General features: G+C 41.1%; 22 protein-coding genes. 17 read left to right on the top strand and 5 right to left on the bottom strand.

The genetic code is table 11. From position 1 onward, the window contains the following. Positions 1 to 357: 357 nt before the first annotated feature. The 5 genes from H2C83_RS06090 to yhbH all read left to right on the top strand — a co-directional run bounded on the left by H2C83_RS06090 (position 358) and on the right by yhbH (position 5,611). Positions 358 to 861 (top strand): amidase domain-containing protein, encoded by a 504-nt coding sequence (locus tag H2C83_RS06090; protein ID WP_181738805.1) that lies wholly within the window; start codon positions 358 to 360, stop codon positions 859 to 861. A gap of 88 nt (positions 862 to 949) precedes the next feature. Continuing rightward, on the top strand, positions 950 to 1,414 hold the full coding sequence (locus H2C83_RS06085; RefSeq protein ID WP_181738803.1) for a tRNA (cytidine(34)-2'-O)-methyltransferase: 465 nt from the start codon (positions 950 to 952) through the stop codon (positions 1,412 to 1,414). Between the two features lie 41 nt (positions 1,415 to 1,455). Then, positions 1,456 to 2,181, top strand: coding sequence for an HAD family hydrolase (locus tag H2C83_RS06080; protein ID WP_181738801.1), 726 nt, complete (start codon positions 1,456 to 1,458; stop codon positions 2,179 to 2,181). A 268-nt stretch (positions 2,182 to 2,449) separates the two neighbouring features. Then, a complete protein-coding gene (locus H2C83_RS06075) occupies positions 2,450 to 4,348 on the top strand; it encodes an ATP-dependent protease PrkA (protein ID WP_181738799.1) in 1,899 nt (632 codons plus the stop codon). A 108-nt stretch (positions 4,349 to 4,456) separates the two neighbouring features. Next, entirely contained in the window at positions 4,457 to 5,611 is a 1,155-nt protein-coding gene (gene yhbH / locus H2C83_RS06070; protein ID WP_181738797.1) for a sporulation protein YhbH, read from the top strand. Here yhbH and H2C83_RS06065 read toward each other — a convergent pair. After that, on the bottom strand, positions 5,530 to 6,792 hold the full coding sequence (locus H2C83_RS06065) for a recombinase family protein (protein WP_181738796.1): 1,263 nt from the start codon (positions 6,790 to 6,792) through the stop codon (positions 5,530 to 5,532). The genes yhbH and H2C83_RS06065 overlap by 82 nt on opposite strands. On the opposite strand from H2C83_RS06065, the gene H2C83_RS06060 reads away from it, so the two are divergent. The 4 genes from H2C83_RS06060 (at position 6,733) to H2C83_RS06045 (ending at position 8,044) form a co-directional block, all read left to right on the top strand. After that, on the top strand, positions 6,733 to 7,023 hold the full coding sequence (locus tag H2C83_RS06060) for an N-acetylmuramoyl-L-alanine amidase family protein (RefSeq protein WP_312853857.1): 291 nt from the start codon (positions 6,733 to 6,735) through the stop codon (positions 7,021 to 7,023). The two genes, H2C83_RS06065 and H2C83_RS06060, sit on opposite strands and share 60 nt — an antisense overlap. Before the next feature lie 104 nt (positions 7,024 to 7,127). Then, the gene (locus tag H2C83_RS06055) at positions 7,128 to 7,418 is read left to right on the top strand and encodes a DUF3467 domain-containing protein (RefSeq protein ID WP_181738792.1); all 291 of its coding nucleotides are present in this window, start codon (positions 7,128 to 7,130) and stop codon (positions 7,416 to 7,418) included. Further along, the gene (locus H2C83_RS06050) at positions 7,402 to 7,812 is read left to right on the top strand and encodes a hypothetical protein (protein ID WP_181738790.1); all 411 of its coding nucleotides are present in this window, start codon (positions 7,402 to 7,404) and stop codon (positions 7,810 to 7,812) included. The genes H2C83_RS06055 and H2C83_RS06050 overlap by 17 nt, the downstream gene beginning before the upstream one ends. Continuing rightward, positions 7,790 to 8,044, top strand: a complete 255-nt coding sequence (locus H2C83_RS06045; RefSeq protein ID WP_181738788.1) for a DUF2283 domain-containing protein — start codon at positions 7,790 to 7,792, stop codon at positions 8,042 to 8,044. Before H2C83_RS06050 ends, H2C83_RS06045 begins: the two co-directional genes overlap by 23 nt. Before the next feature lie 160 nt (positions 8,045 to 8,204). Here H2C83_RS06045 and H2C83_RS06040 read toward each other — a convergent pair whose 3' ends face one another. Both H2C83_RS06040 and H2C83_RS06035 read right to left on the bottom strand, forming a co-directional pair. Next, positions 8,205 to 8,702 (bottom strand): hypothetical protein, encoded by a 498-nt coding sequence (locus tag H2C83_RS06040; protein WP_181738786.1) that lies wholly within the window; start codon positions 8,700 to 8,702, stop codon positions 8,205 to 8,207. 221 nt (positions 8,703 to 8,923) lie between these two features. Beyond that, positions 8,924 to 10,276 (bottom strand): tetratricopeptide repeat protein, encoded by a 1,353-nt coding sequence (locus H2C83_RS06035; RefSeq protein ID WP_181738784.1) that lies wholly within the window; start codon positions 10,274 to 10,276, stop codon positions 8,924 to 8,926. Positions 10,277 to 10,537: 261 nt separating this feature from the next. Here H2C83_RS06035 and H2C83_RS06030 point away from each other — a divergent pair, with 261 nt between their 5' ends. Genes H2C83_RS06030 through H2C83_RS06010 form a run of 5 tightly spaced genes read left to right on the top strand, consistent with a single transcriptional unit; the run spans position 10,538 to position 13,625 of the window. Then, positions 10,538 to 10,849, top strand: a complete 312-nt coding sequence (locus H2C83_RS06030; protein ID WP_181738782.1) for a hypothetical protein — start codon at positions 10,538 to 10,540, stop codon at positions 10,847 to 10,849. A gap of 14 nt (positions 10,850 to 10,863) precedes the next feature. Then, positions 10,864 to 11,094, top strand: a complete 231-nt coding sequence (locus H2C83_RS06025; protein WP_181738780.1) for a hypothetical protein — start codon at positions 10,864 to 10,866, stop codon at positions 11,092 to 11,094. 42 nt (positions 11,095 to 11,136) lie between these two features. Continuing rightward, positions 11,137 to 12,033, top strand: a complete 897-nt coding sequence (locus H2C83_RS06020) for a radical SAM/SPASM domain-containing protein (protein WP_181738778.1) — start codon at positions 11,137 to 11,139, stop codon at positions 12,031 to 12,033. A gap of 21 nt (positions 12,034 to 12,054) precedes the next feature. Beyond that, positions 12,055 to 12,795 carry an AAA family ATPase gene (locus H2C83_RS06015; protein WP_220184035.1) on the top strand — a complete coding sequence of 247 codons (741 nt, stop codon included), beginning with the start codon at positions 12,055 to 12,057 and terminating at the stop codon, positions 12,793 to 12,795. Continuing rightward, a complete protein-coding gene (locus tag H2C83_RS06010; protein ID WP_220184034.1) occupies positions 12,792 to 13,625 on the top strand; it encodes an aminoglycoside phosphotransferase family protein in 834 nt (277 codons plus the stop codon). The genes H2C83_RS06015 and H2C83_RS06010 overlap by 4 nt, the downstream gene beginning before the upstream one ends. A 279-nt stretch (positions 13,626 to 13,904) precedes the next feature. Here the strand turns inward: H2C83_RS06010 and H2C83_RS06005 are convergent, their stop codons facing one another. Together H2C83_RS06005 and H2C83_RS06000 are read right to left on the bottom strand one after the other, a co-directional pair. Further along, positions 13,905 to 14,306: a hypothetical protein gene (locus tag H2C83_RS06005; protein WP_281364101.1), complete on the bottom strand. Its 402-nt coding sequence runs from the start codon at positions 14,304 to 14,306 to the stop codon at positions 13,905 to 13,907. A 78-nt stretch (positions 14,307 to 14,384) separates the two neighbouring features. Then, complete coding sequence (locus H2C83_RS06000) at positions 14,385 to 14,567, bottom strand: hypothetical protein (protein ID WP_181738774.1); 183 nt, start codon at positions 14,565 to 14,567, stop codon at positions 14,385 to 14,387. A 422-nt stretch (positions 14,568 to 14,989) separates the two neighbouring features. On the opposite strand from H2C83_RS06000, the gene H2C83_RS05995 reads away from it, so the two are divergent. Genes H2C83_RS05995 through H2C83_RS05985 form a run of 3 tightly spaced genes read left to right on the top strand, consistent with a single transcriptional unit; the run spans position 14,990 to position 21,862 of the window. Continuing rightward, a complete protein-coding gene (locus tag H2C83_RS05995; RefSeq protein WP_181738772.1) occupies positions 14,990 to 16,474 on the top strand; it encodes a TIGR02677 family protein in 1,485 nt (494 codons plus the stop codon). A gap of 8 nt (positions 16,475 to 16,482) precedes the next feature. Continuing rightward, positions 16,483 to 17,682, top strand: a complete 1,200-nt coding sequence (locus H2C83_RS05990) for a TIGR02678 family protein (RefSeq protein ID WP_181738770.1) — start codon at positions 16,483 to 16,485, stop codon at positions 17,680 to 17,682. After that, positions 17,675 to 21,862: a TIGR02680 family protein gene (locus H2C83_RS05985; RefSeq protein WP_181738768.1), complete on the top strand. Its 4,188-nt coding sequence runs from the start codon at positions 17,675 to 17,677 to the stop codon at positions 21,860 to 21,862. Before H2C83_RS05990 ends, H2C83_RS05985 begins: the two co-directional genes overlap by 8 nt. Positions 21,863 to 21,874 lie beyond the last annotated feature (12 nt).

Genomic DNA, 21,874 nt, shown 5'->3' with positions numbered 1-21,874 from the left:
TATTTGTTTTGGGTGACCAGCCAATTTTGGGAAGCGAGTGGGGTTTTTCAAACCTGGCGTTTGTGGAAAAAGAAAAGGACTAATTCACCCTGTCTCAAAGCAAACGCCGGAGCGCCCCGATCGTTTCCTTGCAGATCATGTGGCGTGCGATGAACAAATTGTAAATGGAACTTTTTTACAGACTGAAACGGAGAAACGGCCGTTTTTTATTTTTAATCAGAGAAAGATACGGTATATCTAATAAATAATTCAGGAAATAATAATATTATTTGAATTATTTAATAATAATAGACACCAGCAGGGTATTTTTTGAAAAATGGCATCATAACCTGTTTGTAAAAGTTGGCGAAGGGGGTTATGATGTTGACATCCGTTTACAATCGGGGGCGGGCCGTAAACTATGCCAACCGATATTGGAACAGCCATAATCCTGAATATCTTTTGTTTGCTGATGACTGCACCAATTATGTTTCCCAGTGCCTGTATGCAGGGGGATTGTCCATGGTGTTCGGAAAGAACCGGAATCAGGGCTGGTGGTATCGGCGGGGGCGGGGAGGGCATACATGGAGCTACAGTTGGGCAGTCGCCCACAGCCTTTATACACTGTTGAAAAATGGAGGACCCACAGGACGGTGCCGGGCAGTTTCCTCTTCCAGGCATCTCGAATTGGGAGATGTGCTTTGCTATGATTGGGAAGGTGACGGACGTTGGAACCACAACACAATCGTTACGGCTTTTGATGACGAAGGACAACCACTGGTCAATGCCCATACATTCAATAGTCAGTTTCGGCGCTGGGAATATCGTAACTCTCCTGCATGGACCCCGCGTACCCGATATACCTTTTTTCATATTGAATAAAGATCCGGTTTTTAAACATTGGAAGTTGAACAAATCTATCCTTTTTCGGTAAAATAGACAAAGTTGCAGAAATGAAAGGGATGAAACTGTGTCGTTTCATATCGTGCTCGTTGAACCGGAAATTCCGCAAAACACGGGGAACATTGTCCGCACCTGTTCGGTAACAGGGGCGAAGTTGCACTTGGTGCGTCCGCTTGGCTTTGAAATCAATGATACCCGATTAAAACGCGCCGGCCTGGATTACTGGCATGAAGTGGATATTGATTATCATGATTCCTTTTTCCAATTAAAGGAAAAGTATCCGGACGGGCGCTTTTTTTGTGTGGAAACCAATGCCAGGAAATATTACACGGAACCGGCCTACCGGGAAAATGACTTTTTTGTTTTCGGCAAGGAAACAAAAGGGTTGGCACCTGAAATTTTGTATGCCCATCAGGATACGACGATTCGGATTCCCATGCGCCCCGTTTCCCGTTCGCTCAACTTGTCAAACTGTGTCGCGATTGTCTTGTATGAAGGATTGAAGCAAATCGGTTTTCCTGGCCTCGTCTGAAAATGGACGAGCCTTTCGAAATGATGGAAAGAAGGGACCCTATGATTAAAGCATGTTTGTTTGATTTGGACGGAACCTTGCTGCCAATGGATACCATGGCGTTTGCCAAAGTATATTTGAATGCACTTGCCTCCAAAGTGAAACATCTCATTTCGCCACAAAAACTGATTAAAGCAATCTGGCAGGCAACGGAGGCGGTAATCAGGAATGATGAAGAGGACTTGACCAACGAACAGGTATTTGAACGTGAGTTTATTCATCTCACAGGAATCAGGCGGGAAGAGATCTGGCCTTATTTTGATGATTTCTATGCACATGAATTTCCAGCACTTTCCAAATATACGCAAATGAGCCCTTTGTCCCGTAAAGTTGTGGAAACAGCCATTTTGAACGGGTATAAAGTTGTGGTGGCGACCAATCCGGTTTTTCCCGAAATGGCGATCCTGGAACGGTTAAGGTGGGCGAAAATCGACGATTTGCCTTTTGAATGGATTACTGTCTATGAAAACAGCCATTTTTGCAAACCCAATCCCAGATATTATCTGTCCGTGGCCGAAAAGATTGGTGTTCATCCGGAGGAATGCGTCATGATTGGAAATGATATGCAGGAAGATATGGTTGCCTCAACCGTTGGAATGAAAACCTTCTTTTTGACAGATTACCGCATTGATCTGGGAAAACCCGTTTATCCGGTTGATGAAGAAGGAAGTTTGCAAGATTTGCTGGCAGCGCTTGAGAACCGGACCGGTCCGTTTAAAAATGAATGATCGGATTGATTGATCAACAAAATCAATATTATTCATAAAAAACCTCAGACTTTTTCTGAGGTTTTTCTATCTTTTTCCTTTAAATTCTGATAAAATAGAAGTAACAACTTTCTATATGGCGCATATATATGATAGAAAATCATGCCTTAACCTTTCTTATTCTGTCAGATTATTTTGTCACCAGGGGATATGACGAGGCAGGTATAAAATCAGAATAGTCAAAACGATCTAGGTGTGCAAGTCCGTAACAAAAGAGAGGAGGCTTTCCATGGATATCCTCAAACGGATTGAGGAGTATCGCAATCGTAAAAAAGAGTTAGTATGGGAAGGAACCTTCGCTGAGTACCTGGATATCGTGAAAAAGAATCCCCGTGTGGCTCAAACTGCTCATTCACGAGTTTACGATATGATTGCAAAAAGTGGTGTGAAAACCGATTCTCAAGGAAATAAAAAGTATCTCTTCTTTAGCAAAGAGCTGTTCGGGTTGGGTCGGGCGATTGAGCGTCTTGTTGAAGAATATTTCCATTCCGCCGCCCGGCGCCTGGATGTCCGGAAACGGGTTCTGTTATTGATGGGACCGGTCAGCGGAGGGAAATCGACCATTGTCACGATGCTGAAAAGAGGTCTGGAAAAGTATTCCGCGACCGATGAAGGAGCGCTTTACGCGATCAAAGGTTGTCCGATGCATGAACAACCGTTGAATTTGATCCCCAACGAGTTGAGACCCGAGTTTGAAAAAGAGTTTGGCGTGAAGATTGAAGGCAATCTTTGTCCGTCCTGTCGCTTCCGTCTGCAGGAAGAATATGGTGGAAAGATTGAAGATGTGATCGTGAAACGGATTCTGCTGTCTGAAGATGAACGGGTCGGGATCGGTACGTTTAGCCCGTCAGATCCGAAGTCACAGGATATTGCCGATTTGACAGGCAGCATTGACTTCTCCACCATTACCGAGTACGGTTCTGAATCAGATCCGCGCGCCTACCGTTTTGACGGAGAGCTGAACAAGGCCAACCGCGGGCTGATGGAATTCCAGGAAATGCTCAAATGCGATGAGAAATTCCTGTGGAACCTGCTGTCCCTCACCCAGGAAGGCAATTTTAAAGCCGGACGTTTTGCCCTGATTTCTGCTGATGAAGTGATTGTTGCCCATACCAATGAGGCAGAGTACAAGGCATTTATTGCCAACAAGAAAAACGAAGCCCTGCAATCACGGATTATTGTCATGCCGATTCCGTACAATCTGAGTGTGACAGAAGAAGAGAAAATTTACAAAAAGCTGATCGGACAAAGCGATTTGGCCCATATCCACATCGCGCCGCATTCCTTGAGAGCTGCTGCGATCTTTTCCATCCTTACCCGTCTGAAAGAATCGAAAAAACAGGGAGTCGATTTGCTGACCAAAATGCGTCTGTATGACGGGAAAGCGATTGAAGGAATGAAAGACATCGATGTGGAAGAGCTCCGAAACGAACACCTGGATGAAGGAATGTCCGGGATTGATCCCCGCTATGTGATCAACCGCATTTCCAGTGCTTTAATCAAGACGGAAACCAACTTCATTAATGCTCTCGATATTCTCCGTTCCCTCAAAGATGGCTTGGACCAGCACCCTTCCATTACTCCGGAACAACGCGAAAAATATCTCCACTTTATTTCCATTGCCCGCAAAGAATATGATGAAATCGCCAAGAAAGAAGTTCAAAAGGCCTTTGTCTACTCCTATGAGGAATCTGCCAAAACGCTGATGGACAATTACCTGGACAATGTGGAGGCTTATTGCAACTGGCAAAAAATCCGTGATCCGATCACAGGGGAAGAATTGCAGCCAGATGAAAGATTGATGCGCTCCATTGAAGAGCAAATCGGAATTTCCGAAAATGCCAAAAAGGCGTTCCGTGAAGAAATCCTGATCCGGATTTCGGCATATGCCCGCAAAGGGAAAAAATTTGATTACAACATTCATCCGCGTCTGCGCGAGGCGATTCAGAAGAAATTGTTTGCCGATTTGAAAGATGTGGTGAAAATCACGACTTCCACCAAAACCCCCGATGAAAACCAGCTGAAGAAGATTAATGAGGTCATTAACCGGTTGGTTTCTGACTATGGATACACGCCTGCCAGTGCCAATGAACTCTTGCGATATGTAGGCAGTTTGCTAAACCGATGATAAGACAAATATGTGGCAAGGACTCTTCCATAATCTCCGCATATTGGAAGAACCTTGCCGCTAACAGTCTTTTAAAGGCACTTTTTCACTTTGAGGGAGGTGAAACCCGTGACACACCCCCTGTATATCGTCTCTGAGGAAGACTGGTCCCTCCATCGCAAGGGATATCAGGACCAGATACGTCATCAGGAAAAAGTAAAGGAAGCGATTCGAAAGAATCTGCCTGATCTGGTCAGTGAAGAAAGCATCATTATGTCAGATGGAAAACAGATCATCAAGATTCCGATCCGTTCGATGGAAGAATATCGTTTCCGCTACAACTACAACAAAGGCAAACACGTGGGACAAGGTGACGGGGACAGTCAAGTGGGAGATGTGTTGGGAAAAGATTCCGATTCCGGTCAGGCCGGTCCTGGCAAGGGACAGGGAGCAGGCGATCAGCCAGGGGCAGATTATTACGAAGCAGATATTACGATTGAAGAATTGGAGGGCATTCTGTTTTCCGAACTGGAACTTCCTCACATGGAAAACAAGGAAAACCAGGATATGATCGTGGAAGATATCCGCTTTAACGATGTCCGCAAAAAAGGCCTGATGGGGAACATCGATAAAAAACGCACCCTGATATCCGCAATCAAACGAAATGCACTGAAAGGCAGCAAGAAGATAAAAATCTCCGTCGATGATCTGCGCTTCAAAACATGGGAAGATATTGTCATTCCGCATTCCAATGCGGTTGTAATTGCGATGATGGATACCAGCGGCTCGATGGGGATTTTTGAAAAATATATTGCCCGCAGTTTCTTTTTCTGGATGACCCGTTTTCTGCGCACAAAATATGAAAATGTCGAGATCGTCTTTATTGCCCACCATACCGAAGCCAAAGAAGTCAGTGAAGAACACTTCTTTACCAAAGGCGAGAGCGGCGGAACCATTTGTTCCTCCGCATACCGGAAAGCACTTGAAATCATCGACGCCCGTTTTCCGCCCGACCGTTACAACATTTATCCATTCCATTTCTCCGATGGCGATAATCTTAGCTCCGACAATGAGCGCTGTGTCTCCCTGGTCAGGGAAATTCTCAAACGGTCCAATATGTTCGGTTATGGGGAAGTCAACCAGTATAACCGTTCATCATCTATACTGAGTTCATTTCGCCATATTAAGGAGCCACGCTTTTATCATTTCGTCATCCGGGAAAAGGGGCAAGTGTATGACGCATTAAAACATTTCTTTGGGAAGCAGGAATATAAGGACAAATGAGAATCCCGCCTCCTCTTAAATTCGTGGATAAAGCTGAATAACAAACTCGTCGATTCGCTTCCATTCTTTTTTCTAAGAAAGGTCGCTTTCTCAAGTACAGACTTGAGGAGGCGATTTTTCTTTTCGATGTCCTCGGTTTCTCGATATGCTTCCAAGACGTTTTTAATTTTGGGGACATATTCGTTGCGGCGCTTTTCCTTTTCCTCTTCCATTTCGATTTCCTGTTTGATCTTATGGATTGCTTCCTGGCACTTTTTAATTTTGTCGCCTACAATTTGTTGACGCTCCATAAAAACCTCAATGGTATAAACCTTTTTTTCCAGGAATTCGTGAAGATTGTTTCTTTGTTCAAATAAGTCCTGTAACTCAGCTTCTTTTTGAATTAATTGTTCTCTTTTATAGGGAAGTAGTGAGATGTGGTTTTGTTTGTTCATTTCCTCGTCAGATGCTTCAAATGTCTGAATGATCTGCTCCAATCCTTCTAATACTCGCTTTTCAACCAGCTCTAACACAGCACCACGTTGAATTCCCTTACAGCTGGTCTGTAAACAACGAATATGATTTCTGCGGTCAATCTTCGGTAGCTGCACCATAGCATGGTTGCACAACTCGCAATAGAGAATGCCGGCTAAAGGATTTGCTAACTCTTTATTTTTGACTGTCGGTGTTCTCCATCGGCCAGTATGGGCAAGATTGACTTGTTCAAATAAATCTTCTGATACTAAAGGTTCATGTGCATTTTCGTGCCGGATCCATTGATCTGGCGGGACCTTTTTCCTTTTATATTTGCCATTACGCTTTTTATATTGGAGCTTCCCCCAAATTATATGGCCTAAATAAACCTCATTTTTAATGAAGCTGGATATTGTACTGGGAGCCCAGTATTTATTTGTCGGGGGTTTTATCCCCATTTCATCCAGCTCTCTTGCAACCAGGACCCGCCCCGCTCCCTCGGCTATTCTTTCAAAAATACGTTTAACTACCCATGAGGTATTGGGATCCGGGTAAAGTTTCAGATTTTCATCTCTAAGATACCCATATGGAGGTTTTTTTGAAAAATCACGAGTTACCTTCAGCAACACAATATTCGTGACAGGAATCAAAAACGCGCCAATTTTGCTGTGTTGCGGGAAACTGCTATGCCAGCCGTGTTGATTGAAAACCTGTTTATCACCAATCAAAAAGAGAATCAATTACTGAGAGAGCCGCATTTCCTGGATGGATTGGCTGAGGCGATTGTCCAGGGAGTAGCTGAAATATTCGGGTTGAGGAAGCATCAGCCGAAGCCTATGTACCGGATCACCGTTGACGGGAAGATTATTTACGATACAGCGTATGAGTCGAAGATCACAGATGCGGTACTGGATGCTGTACAGAAAGGTTCAGAGATGATCGAATTGAAGAAACTGTGAAAAATCCTCCTACTTAACCAGCAGAGGACCGTTTTATGAAGGATTTTTATTAAGAAAGATCGAATTCTTGTATGATTCCTAAGAAATCATCGGAGGCTTATACAATGAATGAAGATGGAGAAAAGGTAATTTACACCAATGCGGTCAATGTTTCCATGTCGCAGTTTGACTTTGTGTTAGATGTGTGCTATAGACAAGGTAGAGAGGTTGAAAGCCAGGTAAAAATCGTTACGAGCCCGCAACATTATAAAGCATTGATTCACATACTTACGGAGAACTTAAAACGGTATGAAGAATTGTTTGGACCGATCAATTTAGAAGTGAATCAAGAAACGCTAAATCGTCTAAAAGATAAAGGACTTATAAAGGAAATGCCCAATGGCAGAAAAAAATAAAAAGCAGTCGTTTATCATAGCGGGCTCGACGAGTGACATACCAATCGTTTTTACTGCAACTGATCCAATCAATAGAACGGTAATACTGAAACAAACAACGTGGGATATGCATATAATAGATGGTGATAACTACAGACTGGAGCTAAAGGATCAGGAGGAGACAGTAAAAGATGTTGTCGAAGATCCTAAATTCATCATCAGAGATCCTATTGATAACCGAGAACGTTATTACGATCTTGTGTATTTGTCCTCGATTAATAAAATCAAGCCTTTGTTGGTTGTCGTCGATCATCTTTATAGCACCGGTGATATCTGTACAATCTTTGTTCAGTCAAGATTAAGGGATGAGCCCGGAGAAAGGGAGATCATTTATGAGCGTCCAAAGAAGAGATGAAAAGATAAGTTATGACATGGAGCATGATGTTTTATATATTTTCTTTGGGAAACCCAGATTTGGGTATGAAGATGAGATCTCTCCAGGGATTTTTATTAGAAAAGATGATTGTACAGACGAAGTAATCGGGGCTATTGTCATGGATTACCAAAGACTGAATAAGGATCATTTAGCTAACATTCTACCTTTCAAAATTGATTTTGAGCGAATCCATCAAAACTTTGTCCAATGAGCTAAAAGGAAAGTTCCCCTGCCAATTTGGCAGGGTTATTTATTGAGGTCGAAGATCACCGATGCGGTAATTGATGCTGTGCGGAAAAAAGCTAACGAAATAAGCATTAAAAAGTTATAGCCTTTTCTCAATACCAGTGCAAAAAAATTAAAAATCTCTCTCATTCCGAGGGGGATTTCAGTATTTCTGATAGTACGGATTGAGCACGGATAACCGACTCAATCGCTTTTTCTATCTTGTCGTTTCCATTGTCCGAATCCTTGTTAATAAAATCAGATTGTGCCTCAGACAATAAATATTGAGCCGTCTGTAAATCGGCAACCAGTGTTTGGTGCTTTTCCTTTAACGAATCAGGTACATCCATAGTCTCGATATTCGTAAGACCTGAATCGAGCGCATAATACATTTTAGCCGCCATCATCAGTTCATTCGTCTCATTCACAACTGTGCTATCCAAATTTGATTTGAGATCCATCATTTGTGTTTCAAGATCAACTTTGTATTTTCCGACTGCATCGGTGGATCCGGTCTGTAGTGATTCGGTTTGTTCCATCTGTGTGGTTTCTTTTTTCACTGGGGCTGGCTGTTTGGGTGCAGCATCACTCGAACAGCCGGTCATAAGAAATAAACCGATCAAGACCACTACTATAGTTCTCAATAGCATCTCCCTCCAGAGATGAAAGATAGTTTATATGTCTATTCGTAATTATATGTGCTTTTATGTTAATTTCAGATAATAAAAAACCCAGCTTCCATAGATTTGTTGGAAGACTGGATTTTCTGGTATACTGAAGTTAGTTGATCAGAAATTAATTACCGCTAGTGTCATCATCATCTTCGCCCCGTCTTCTGACAGGTATGTCGAAGGAGTGTAGGAAATCAAAAAAACTCATATTCGTCATCCTCACTTTCGATGGTATCGTGTTGCAGGAGGAAGAATTTTTTTATGTACTCTGAAAACCCTTCCTCCTTTCCTAGCTTACCAAAACATTGTGCTAATTTAAAGTATGATGTAATTTGATGATTTTTATAACCATGATCTTCCGCTAAATCTGCGGCTTCCTGATAATAGGGAGCCGCTTTTTCGTATTGTTTTTGTTTTAAATAACAATTTCCGTAGACGATTAGTGATTTAGCCAGACGAAATTCATCCTTAATTTCTCTGCCGATCTGAATAGCTTTATTCAGGTATTTGTCAGCTTCTGGCCAGTCTTCTTGCATGAAGTACAAGATTCCAAGGTAAATATATGCATCCATATGTCTTCGAGGAAAATCAAAATTTTTGTCCAGGCATATTGCCATCTGGAAGTATTCATCCGCTTTATCAAATTCCTTTCTTTTTAAACGGATGCTTCCCAGAACCAATAGTAAGTCAATTGTACGAGTATGAATTTGTTTTCTGTAACTAATTCGAATACCTTCTTCACAACATTGAATGGCCTCGGAATAGTTCTTATTTTTTCGTAACAGAATGGCGCGAAATTTATATAAATCCAATACTGCATGAAAAAGGTCAGCTTGAGGAATTATCGGCCAAACATGATTCATTAGTTGGAATGCTTCTGCATTTTGAGAAGAACTGAGTAAATAGAAAATTTTGTTGCCTATCAGCGGATATTTAATATCATTTCTCCCAAGGCTCTCATTGTATGAATCTAACCCTTGATTAACATAATTAAGAGCCTGTCCTAAATCATTTTGGTTATATTTACAACGACTTAACCCGTTATAACACATGGCTATAATATTGTCTTTGGGTTTAATCTTGTATTGATTGAAGAGATGAATGGCATACAGAAAATTCTGCTCGGCTTTTTTCCATTTTTTCTTTCTATAAAAATAACTGGCTTTGAGAAAGTAGAAGAAAGGGGCAAGTGGATGATAATCTTTTATTGAAATTTGATTAAGTCTTGTGATTGCTTCCTCTAACTCTCCCATGTCGATAAGATTTTTAATGAATTCTAATCGGAAATTTAATTCTGCTAATGCTGCTTCAATTTCTTCAATGCAGTTGGGCAAATCTTCTTTATAGATGCCAAGCTTTGCTAACACATGAAAAATTTTTTGAGGCTTGACATTTCCCTTCTGATTCTCGATATCCGATATCGTCGAGTCTGAGACAGTTTTATCACTTAAATACTCCTGTGTAAATCCTCTCTCATTCCTCTCCTTTCTGATTATGTAACTTATCAAGTTCATATCAAACTGGCTGAGATCCATTTGATTCTCCATCACTTCACTTCCTTTCTATTCAATTATTCGTATTATTTTAATATTAGGAATAGGGGGCTAAAACTTCAATAGTTTTCTTCTCCGAAAAGCGTTCTGGAATTTACCCATTTTCATAACCAAGAAACTAGATTTTTTCGTTTTTAGCTTTTTAATATTAAGGGGAATTTTAGTTTTGAAATTAGAGAGCAAAAATATTGATTAATTTCGGTAATTATCATTACAATTTAATTGAAAACACTAAAAGTATAAGGATGTGAATTCATGTTGCGTTTGATAGTAGAAGGATATGCTGACGAAGTAAAGGCTTTCCTCAAAGAATTCGCGAGTCTTCCACAACACGATGTGAAATTCATTTCAAAAGTTTATCAAAACGATATTTTGGAAAATGGAAAAATCAGATCATTCTGCAATTTCGAGTATCATCCACTGGACGAGATCGATCAGCCTGTCACAGTAACATTTGCAACAAAGGAAGGTAAAAACTTAAGTTTCACATTGTTACAGGGCAATGTCTTTCGGGCGGAGGATATCATCACAATTTCTGGAAAGGTTGCAGCAGGGCTTTTAAAGTAAGGGGAGGCAGAGCTGTGGACAGTATTCGTTTTTGGTATGATGCATCTGAACAAAAGCTGATTGTTTTACATAATCGTAGTGGTGAACGAAGAGAGATCAGACAGCTTGAAAAAATTGTTCGGTTTCTGAAAGAATATGACTTAACACCGGATAACTGCAAAGGTGTCCAAAGTGCAGATGATCGGACACATCTTTTCGCAAAGATGAGAATCCGGTCCGGGTGTTGTAAAAAGGACCATTTGTAATTGAAAACTATTTTTTGTTATCCTAAGAAGGAGGTATAGATAATGGCTCTTAATGCTACAGCGATTGCAAAAAAACCACTCCGTTTTCTGTGGCTTGAAATTACAGGTCAGTGTCAGTTGGAGTGTGTTCACTGTTATGCCGACAGTGGTCCTCATGGTACACATGGCTCAATGTCTCAAAAAGATTGGGTAGGTGTGATTAAAGATGCAGCTAGACTCGGTGTTAACACTTTGCAGTTTATTGGCGGGGAACCAACACTACACCCTGATTTTCCTAAACTTTTAAAAACCGCTGCGGATCATAGAATTGAGGTAGAGATTTTCAGCAATTTAGTCCACATTACTCCAACATTGTGGGATTTGTTTTCTAATATGAGGGTTAGTATAGCAACTAGCTGGTACTCTGAAGACCCTAAAGAACATGGAGCCATTACCAATCGGAATAGTTTTAAAATGACGAAGGCTGGAATTTCAGAAGCATTGCGACGCGGTATTCCAATTCGAGTAGGTATCATTGGAATCCATGAGGATCAAAAAGTAGAGCGAGCACGACAATTACTCATGGAACTGGGTGTTAGGGAGGAGCAAATTGGTTACGATGACTTAAGACAGATTGGCAGAGGCGCTCACGATGAAAAATCAGGTCCAGATCAGTTATGTGGACATTGTGCAGATGGAGTTTTGGCTATATCATCATCAGGGGATGTGTGGCCATGCGTATTTTCACGGTTTATGCCATTAGGAAATGTAAAAAAACAAATGCTCTCAGAACTGGTTGCAAAACAGGTAGTTGAAAAAGCGCGTGCTGAACTGCTGACTTTATGGGAGGATGATCTGGCTGCGTGCATTCCGGGTAAATGTGAACCGCAGTGTCCACCACGTTGTTCTCCCTCCTGTAGCCCCTGTGCACCTGGAAAACGGTGTTGGCCAAGTTATTAAGAAATAAGCAGGTGGAGGATTTTGATTATTGAGAGGGTTACATGTGACAAATTAATATTAAATGAAAATCAATGGATGTTTCATGTGCCGGCCGTTAATCAGGTCATTAAGGCTGGACTTGAGTTTCATTCACCAATTACTTTTTTAGTAGGAGAGAATGGTTCGGGAAAGTCCACCATTGTTGAAGCGTTGGCTGAAGCTTATGGATTGGATGCATATGGGGGCCGTGCAGGGCGAAAATTTGTCAATGATCGACCCCAAACTCCGCTTGGTGAAATAATGCGGCTTTATTATACCCCGACGGGTGCAAAACTTTCTGCTTCCCGTCGGAAAAGAAAGGGTTACTTTTTGCGGGCAGAAACAGCTTTTGGGTTCATGTCTTTCGTATCCGGCATGCCGGGCTACTGGGAAGAAGACATAACAAAAATGAGTCATGGTGAGGGATTTCTCACCGTGCTGAATACGATGTTTTCCAAACCGGGTCTTTATTTGATGGATGAGCCGGAAGCCGCATTGTCTTTTTCTTCATGTTTACGCCTGATTGCAATCATACATCGGCTTGTTAATATTGGAGGGCAAGTGATCTGTGCGACACATTCTCCTGTGTTGACGGCGATACCTGGTGCTGAAATTCTTGAATTAGGGTCTCATGGCATCCATCAGGTGGAATGGAAGGAATTATCTCTTGTTGACCATTGGCGACGCTATCTCAGTGATCCGTCTTTTTATTTGCAACCCCTTTTAGAGGAGGATCCGCAGTGAAAGATGGACAAAATCACCAATCGTTTATGAAAGAATCGCTAATGAAAGCCGCTTCCTATTTCGATGTTCAAATAACAGGGAAGATGGTATTCGGATGGAATGATCGGTCTATTGGTTCCAAAGTGAAGAATCAGAAAGGGATATGCTACTGGCTTCGAGTTGTTTCAGAAATGATGTGCTGGGCACAAGGGGACTTTTGGGAAGGGAATCTTGCTGCAAATAAAATCAAGGGAATTACAAAACCCCGTGTGATCCAAATCTATGAATGGGAAGATGGAGGAATTCAGTTACGAGCAGAGCTAATGTCCTTTGTTGAAGGTCGTGTTTGTGCATTTACACCAGAATTACGCACAAAATTAGATCTTTCTCCTCGTTGGTTGTCGGAATTGCGTGCATCTCTGGACAGACTCTCTTTTTATCCAACGGAGCGTATTCATACGAAACAAGAAAAAGTGACTCGTCGATTTTTAGTCTTCTATGGAGATAAAATTGACTCGAATATAACGAAATGGACTACTGCTCACGGTGATCTCCATTGGGCCAATCTAATGGCTCCGCAACTTTCAATTCTAGACTGGGAAGGATGGGGAAAAGCACCGCTTGGATATGATGCCGCGACACTGTATTGTTTCAGTTTGTTAATTCCTGAAGTGGCCGAACAGGTTTATCAGACTTTTGCTGACATTCTTGACACCCACGAGGGAGTCTTAGCTCAACTTTATGTAATTACTCGGTTGCTTCACCGGATTGATTTGGGTGATTTTATGGATCTTGCCGGACCGTTGCACCGTCATGCAGATGATCTTCTTGCACGACTGAAGAGATGCTAAAAAGACCCCATGTGGGGTCTTTCGAGCTTGATGCTTTGCATTATCGTTTTTTTACTTTTATTAGGTGTTTTTTATATTTCATACATGATTTAAATGGTGAGGTGTTTTCTCCAAAGGAAGATCATTTTCGGATCATTGCCTCGATTCTAAAGTTGGAATTTGGATCTTTTTTCGCTATCATTCGTTTCATGATAAAAAGTTGTTTAAACAACATTATTCATATTACTTTGTTTCCTGCAGTGTACTGATTGCAAAATTCTACGGCAAGATCAATGGCTTTTAATCACTTGTTATCTCTATTGTATTAAAGGTGGCAACCTTTACTTCTTTGGGTATTACATGACATTGAATCAGTTTTTTTCTGTTTTGTTCCATATGGTAGTTTTGCAACTTTGTACATTGATTCATAGTGATAAGATTTCCTGCATATACCTTGAGGGATGGATAATAACCACGCATCAGGTTAGGGCATTTTTCCAGGCCGGGACACTCTTTGCAGTGATCCAGTTCGCGGATATACTGATTTAATTTAGACAGAAAAGGTCTGAGCTGCGATGGAGTGATTTCTTCCTGGTTATCCAAAAGGAATTTAACTACATACGGATGCTTCATTATAGTTTTTGCCTGCTTATCGATCATCTTTGTGCTGATTTTATTATTGGCATTATCCATGCGCTTCATTGATTGGCGTCCTCTTTTCCGGCAAGTTCGTCGTATCGAAATGTTAGCATAAAAAGGGAAGCTTGACTATATAAGGTTTTACCAAAATGAATAATCTTCATCATCACCGTCTATTTCTCTGGGTCTGTACTTTCCCAGGCAAGAGTTTGAACAAAAAACTTTATCCTCATACCTGTATACCGGTTTGCCGGCATCCCACCTATTACATTCGTCACATCGATACTTTTCCGGACCATCTTTACCTTCTGTCCACCAAGGCATAAGTTATCTCCTTTCCTTTTATCTTTGGGCTTAGCTCTATTTTTCATTACCACTTTCCAGAAAAGACAACCAATGCATGTTATTTTCAAAATATTGTTATTGCCCAAGTACAAAGTAGTATTAGACATTAACAGACTCTTTCTGAAAAACATTCACGCCTGGTCTATAATCGTATTGCACCTTCTCTGTGCGAGCGTTTCCTGATGCACTTTCAGAAACGCTAATAACGGCAATCATTTAATTTGAAAAATGGGAGCGATTGCTATTTTTTTCTATATTCACTTAATACTTCTACAGAACCTTAATCCATCCTGTTTTTGTTTGTATATCAGAAATTTGTTTCCCTTGTAGTTCCATTAAAAATTTCTTTTTGCTATGATAAAATAAATTCATGATTTTTTAAATTTAAGGAAGGTTTATTTATGGCAGAAGGGGTTATATCAGAATTTAAGTATTTAACCGAGACCAAAGCCCATGTATATCGAGCGATTATAACATATTTTTACCAACAACATGATCGTCTTCATCCCTTTATCTATCCAGAAGAAATTTATATGTATTTAAAAGAATTAAAGAACTATTTTCATTATAGTGAGGAAGAGTTATACCGTGATTTAGATCAGTTGGTGGAATGGGGTAACCTCGAACGGATCCAGGAAACTGGTCGTTTTCAATCGATTGAGGAATTCAAGAAGAAGAAATTTATTTATCAATTGAAACCAAAAACGGTAGAGATTGAACGGATGTTACGGACTGTTTTACAAATAGATGATGGTATGAGTGGTTCCCTGGATCCTACTCTTTTTGAACGTTTGTACAAACGAATTGTAGAATTGACCAACAGGGCAGGGGGAGTCTATGAGATAAAAAGCAGAAAAGCAGAAGAGATAAGGATGCTTTGGAACGATATTCACGAAGACTTTAAAAATCTAAGAGATGATGCCAGTGACTATTTTAACCGTTTAAAGAGCCAGCAAATCGAAGAAAAAATGAAGATCATTGATTATTTGCAATTTAAAGAAGCCGTTACCGAGTATTTGCGTAATTTTATGACCCGGTTACAGAAAACAGCCATGCAATTGGAACGAGTTATTGAGGACATTGATCCGCTATTTCTTGAAATTGTGGCAGAGAAATTGGCGGAGTATGAAAAATATATTCCAAGGTTTGATGAGTCTCCCCCTACAAAAAAACAAATTCTCACTGAAATAACGAACCAGTGGAATGCCTTCCGGTGGTGGTTTTTAGGGAGTGAAAAAGGAGAAAGTTATATTGAGCTGCTGCAAAAACGAACCAACGAAACCATTGGACGAATGGTTCGCTTTGTACAACGGTTAGGAGAGATTCAACATCCACATAAAAGCAGAAGACATGATTATCTTCAATTAGCGAAGTGGTTTGCCGATGTGAATACCCTCGAGGAAGCCCACCGGTTATCGGCTTGTGTTTTCGGAGTGCCTGAAGTCCGACATTTTTCTGTTCATGAACCAAAAGAAACGGAGTCAATTGAGCACGAGGTTTGGGATCTTTCCCCGGATTTTTATGAAATAAAGCCAAAAACAAGGGATTTCAGAGAACGGGTGAAGACAACAGCAGTTTTGGATCAAACAGAGAAAAAACAGAAGGCGATTGAGGAATCTATCAGGAAAAAAGAAGAAGAAAAACGCCTGTTGGAAAACCTTGTCTTCAATCGGGAAATCAAGTTAAGGGAACTATCAGATATACAACCGGTTGTGCGAAAAAAACTGTTAAACTGGATTGGAAAAGCCATGGCTCATCCTGAAAAGCGGGGCCAGACAGAGAACGGGGAAAAGTACACAATCATCCTGGCAAGCTCTGAACGGGTTCAAATAAAATGTACAGACGGAGTGCTGACTTTGCCTGATTGGATCATTTCATTTAAGTAAAGGATGATATGATGACAACGAATAAAAAATGGATGGATGAGATTGCTGAGCATGCGATACAAGTGCTTTTATCCCGCTTCTGGGTCGTAAAAGAAAATGATCCTGAATTATACGCAATCATTCGGGACAGGGAGTCTGTTATCAAAGACTTTATGCGTGAAAAGTGTGGTTTCCGTTTGATTGTACACCGGTATTTTATAAAACTTGAAAAAATACCTGCACAAGCGGAAGAATGGATGGGAATCCAGGCGTTTCATGAACCGCTTGATTATGTGTTGCTTTGTTCTGTACTTGCATTTTTGGAAAACAAATCGGCAGATGACCAGTTCCTGCTCTCTCAACTATGTGAAGAACTCAAACTGTCAGCTCCTGAGAATGTAAGGCTGAATTGGGAAAACTACGTCCATCGTAAATCTTTAATTCGTGTTTTGAAATGGATGCAAGAGATGAAGATGATTCGCATCATTGATAGTAATAACCTGTTATTTACCCATGATGAGAAAGAAGCGGAGGCTCTTTATGAGCCAACTGTTTTGTCGCGTTATTTTATGAGAACATATCCAAAGGACTTGTATCGGTTTTCAACTAAAGACGAGCTCTTGAAAGCGGACTTGACAGATGATGACTCGATCAGAAGACGTCATCTGGTATACCGGCGGCTTCTTCTGTCTCCTGCTGTTTACGAATCCGAGATGAGCAGAGAAGAATGGTTGTATATAAAAAATTATCGCTATCGTATTGCAGAAGACTTTCAGAAGATGGCTGGACTTTCTCTGGAGGTATACAAGAAATCAGCTTTGGCATCAATTATTGATCAAAGATCAAGGTTCCACCAGTTTCCCGATGAAAAGATGATCACCGCACTTTGTCTGCAATTTGCCGATGAGGTTCGACATCGGCTGAGGACGGAAGAAACAGACCGTAATGACAGAGGCTGGATTATTCTTACCTTCGTACAGTTTGAACAGTGGTTGCAAAGTTGTAAAGAACGTTTTGATTATGGATGGAGCAAGGAATATAAAAAACAATCTTTGAGCAAAACGGCGAAAGAGTTGCTTCACTTTTTAAGCATTTGGAAAATGGCCAGGGTGGATGACAAACGGGCGATCATCTACTTGTTGCCCGCTATTGGACGAATAACAGGAGATTATCCGGCTGATTACAGGGAAAAACATCAGCGTAATTTCAGGAGAGATCGAAATGAGTAACTGGAAATTAAATCGGGCAGGCTTGTTTAATTACTGGTTTTATGATGAAGAAGAGTTCCGGTTTTCTGACGGAAAGCTATTGCTCAGGGGAGCTAACGGTTCGGGAAAGTCCGTGACAATGCAAAGTTTTTTTCCACTGTTGCTGGATGGAAGAAAAAGTCCGGAACGCCTGGATCCGTTTGGATCAAAATCTCGAAGGATCGAGGACTATCTCCTGTGCAACAATCAAGAGGAACGGACTGGTTACTTGTATCTGGAATATGTTCGGGACGGGTTAGAACAATATATGACAACCGGAATCGGTTTGCGGGCCAAGAAACATGGTCCTGTAGATTTTTGGGGATTTATCATCAAAAATAACCAACGGATTGGCCACCACTTGAAATTATATAAAGAAGAATGGGGCCCTGATGGTAAATTACAAAAAGTTCCATTAAACAGAAAGCAGTTGGAAGAAGCATTGCAGAATGGCGGTATTGTTGTTAAATCACAGAAGGAATATATGGAATTGGTGAATCGGTATGTATTTGGTTTCCCTTCTCTTGAAGCATATGAAGAATTGATTAAGCTGTTGATTCAGATTCGTAGCCCTAAGTTATCAAAGGATTTCAAACCAACTGTTATCTATGAAATATTGACCGGGGCACTGCCTGCATTAACGGACGAAGAATTAAGACCTCTTACTGAATCGATTGAAGCAATTGATCAAATACAGAGCCAGTTGGACCAACTGGTAAAAGAAAGAAGCTCTTTGGATCGCCTGATAAAACATTACAAGCGCTATAATCAGGTTGTTATGCGAGAGAAAGCCGAACAAACAGTGAAGGCACAGCAAAGCTTTAAACGAAACCAGAAGAAATATGAAACTCTTCAACAACAGATTCATCAAGATCAGGAACAAAAACACCATCTGGGGCAAGAATCCATACAATTACAGCAGGAAAGTGAAGTCCTTCGCGAAGAACTTGAAGAACTGAGAGATCATGATGTTTATAAAGCCGAGCGGGACCTGAGTGCTTGCAAAATAGAATTGCAAAATAATCGATCGGCTTGGCAACAAAAAGAGAATACTTACCGTGAGAAGAAACGACAGGAGTATCAATTTGCCAAGCAGGCTGAACAATTGGAAATCAAACAGTTGCAAATAAAAAAAGAGATAGAAATGCAGTTGAATGAAATGCAAAATCTTGCGGAAGAATCATCTTTTTTTCACCACGATGGGGAAGCATCCTTTTATTTGCGACAAATGGAGCAGGAATTTTCCTTTACTGACTGGAGAAAGAAGGCAAAAGCGTATCAGAAAAAATTAAAATCCATCTGTCAAGTCTTTGAAGAGTTAAAGAGGGTTGAAAAGAATTATGAAGAAATTCAGATTGAACTTGGCAAGCGAAAAAAAGAGTGGGATGATCTCATAGTACAGGAGCAACAGTGGAGAAGCGTACTGGAAGATGAAAAGAAATCCTATATTGATGCAGTTTATTATTGGAATCATACTAATCGGGAGATTTGTCTGAATGAAGAGCAGTTGCAAACCATTTCACAAAAAGTATGGGATTATCCAGAAGCCAGAATAGACGAATGGGAAGAGATCATTCGGAAAAAAACGAACACGGTTCGGGGGGAGGTTCAACAGGAGCTATATCGTCTGGACCATGAACTTCGTCAGCAACGTGAAACAGTCCTGAAATTGGAGGATGAATTACGCGATTGGAAACAAAAAGAAGATCCTGAACCCACCCGGCATACGGTGACAGACAGTGCAAGAGAAATGTTAAAAGCAAAGCAGATCCCGTTCCTGCCTTTCTACAAGGGAGTCGATTTCCATCCACAAGTGACGGAAAGGGAAAGAAATATACTGGAGGCAGCCTTGAATCAGATGGGGATTTTGGATTCCCTGATTCTCCCGTCTGGTTATAATACTTCGTTTGTCGAGCATGATCAGATTCTTGTACCAACCGGCCATACCAACCCCAATCTGACGGCATATTTAAAGCCAACTCCGCCAAAAAACCAGTTCATAACCGAAAAAGACATTGAACAGGTTCTGCAAAGTATCGGCATTGAAGAAATAGAGCCGGGAGGGACAGCAGTAACGATCAAAGGACATTTTCAAAATGGATTGGTAAAAGGGCATGCGATTGTGCAAGGGGATGCCATATACATCGGCCAGGAGTCGAGGCAGCGTTACAGGGAGCTGATGATTCAAAAGATAACAACCCAATTATATGCTGAAAAGGAAAAAGAACAGGCTTTATCAGATGAAAAAGAGCAATTACGGAACAGAATCCGTCGGATTGATACCGAATATCAATCCTTTCCGGGGGAACAGGATCTGAGTGAGGCCCACCATACATGGGTTCAAATATCGCAGTCTGTCAAGGCGAAAGAAATAGAACTGGACGATTACAGTCAGAAACAAAAAGAAGCATTCTACAACCTGGAACACCAAAAAAAATGGATTACGCAAAAAATAAATGAAGAAGGGTGGGATTTGGACCCTCGGCCTCACCTTTTTCAAGAAGCACACGCCAGGATGGAAGATTATCTGGAATGCCTCGAGGAATTGAAATCGTCCCATTACAGATTTCTGTCCTGTGTACAGGAGAGAGATTTTTATCAGGAGCGGCTGAGTGCGACTGAGGAACATTTGCTTGATTTGCAAGGCGAACTGAATGAACTGGAGCATCTGATCCGTAAAGCGGAATTGCGTATCCAGAAGATACAAGAACGTTTGCAAAAGTTGGGGTTTGAAGAAATTCAGAAAAAAGTCCGTTTGTATACACGCCGGCTGGATCAAGAAATTCCTCGGGAACTGAAAAACATTGAAGATCAAAGTAAAAAGATTGATTTATCTCTGGCCAAGGCTGAGGACGAATTGGACAAGTTGAAACAGGAGCTGGCCTGGAATCGTTTCTATTATTATTCATGGTTGGAAGTGTTCAAAGAAGAAAAGAATTTACAGAACCGCTTAAGTTCAAAAGAACAATTGAGTCCTGAGAAGGACGAAGAAGTGCTTATCTCAGAAGCTAAGCAGGTCATCAAGGAATTTTCTGAAGGACGGAACAGGGGAAATTTGGAGAGATTGCTCGATAATCTGCGTTTTGAAGAGCAATCCAATCTGTTTGAGTACGATATTCGTTTAAGCCCTACACTGGAATACTCCAAATCGGCGGAAGAGATCTGGCAGCAACTTCGAGATGAAACGTTATATGAAAAAGCAAAGTTGCAGTGGAAAGAATTGCAGAAAAGCGCAAAACGTGATGTTTTTTCAATGAGCTATGAAGGAATGAGAATCGATTTGACGACAGGACGGGAAAAAATCAGTGAAAAAGCTGAACAGCAAGAACAGCTGCTTGAAAATAAAGATAAGGAGCTTTACAAGGAAGTTATTTTAAACAGCATTGGGCGAATTATCCGGGCCAGAATTACGCGCGCTGAAAATTGGATTGAAGAGATGAACCGGATCATGGATGAGAGGAACCCATCCAGCAGTTTGAAGTTTTCTCTGCAATGGAAACCCAAAACGGCGGGGATCGAGGCAGAATTGGATACCAGAGAACTCGTTCATTTACTTAGTGGTGATTCCCGCATCCTGAAAGATGAGGATCTTACAAAAATCCGAAACCATTTTCAAGTGAAAATTAATCAGGCAAGAGAACAATTAAGAGAGCAGGGCGGAGGGGAAAGTTTTCACCAATTAATTAAAAAGATGTTGGATTATCGCGATTGGTACCAATTTGTCCTTTATGCCAAAAAGGAAAATGAAAAGCGTAAAGAGTTGACTAATCGCGTTTTTGAAAAATACAGCGGCGGCGAAAAAGCAATGGCGATGTACATTCCCCTGTTTGCTGCGGCATATTCCCGATACTCGAGCGCAAGTAGGGACGCCCCGAAGATTATCGCTTTGGATGAGGCGTTTGCCGGAGTAGATGAAAACAACATCGCCGACTTGTTTGATATAGTAGAAACGTTAGGTTTCAATTATGTGATGAACTCTCAGGCTTTATGGGGTGATTATGATACAGTGAAGAGTTTATCAATCTGTGAAATTGTTCGCCCTAACAACGCGACGTTTGTGATGGTGATGCGCTATCACTGGAATGGTAACAGTCTGGAAATGTCTAACCCTGATGCAGATGAATTGGGAAAAACAGAAAGTCATTTGCTTCCTTTTCAATAAAAGAAGAAAAAA

This window comes from Thermoactinomyces mirandus (assembly GCF_013868055.1).
In the GTDB taxonomy this organism is placed as follows: Bacteria; Bacillota; Bacilli; order Thermoactinomycetales; family Thermoactinomycetaceae; genus Thermoactinomyces; species Thermoactinomyces mirandus.
Note: the sequence above shows the minus strand (reverse complement) of the source record. Positions and strands in the feature narration are given on the sequence as shown.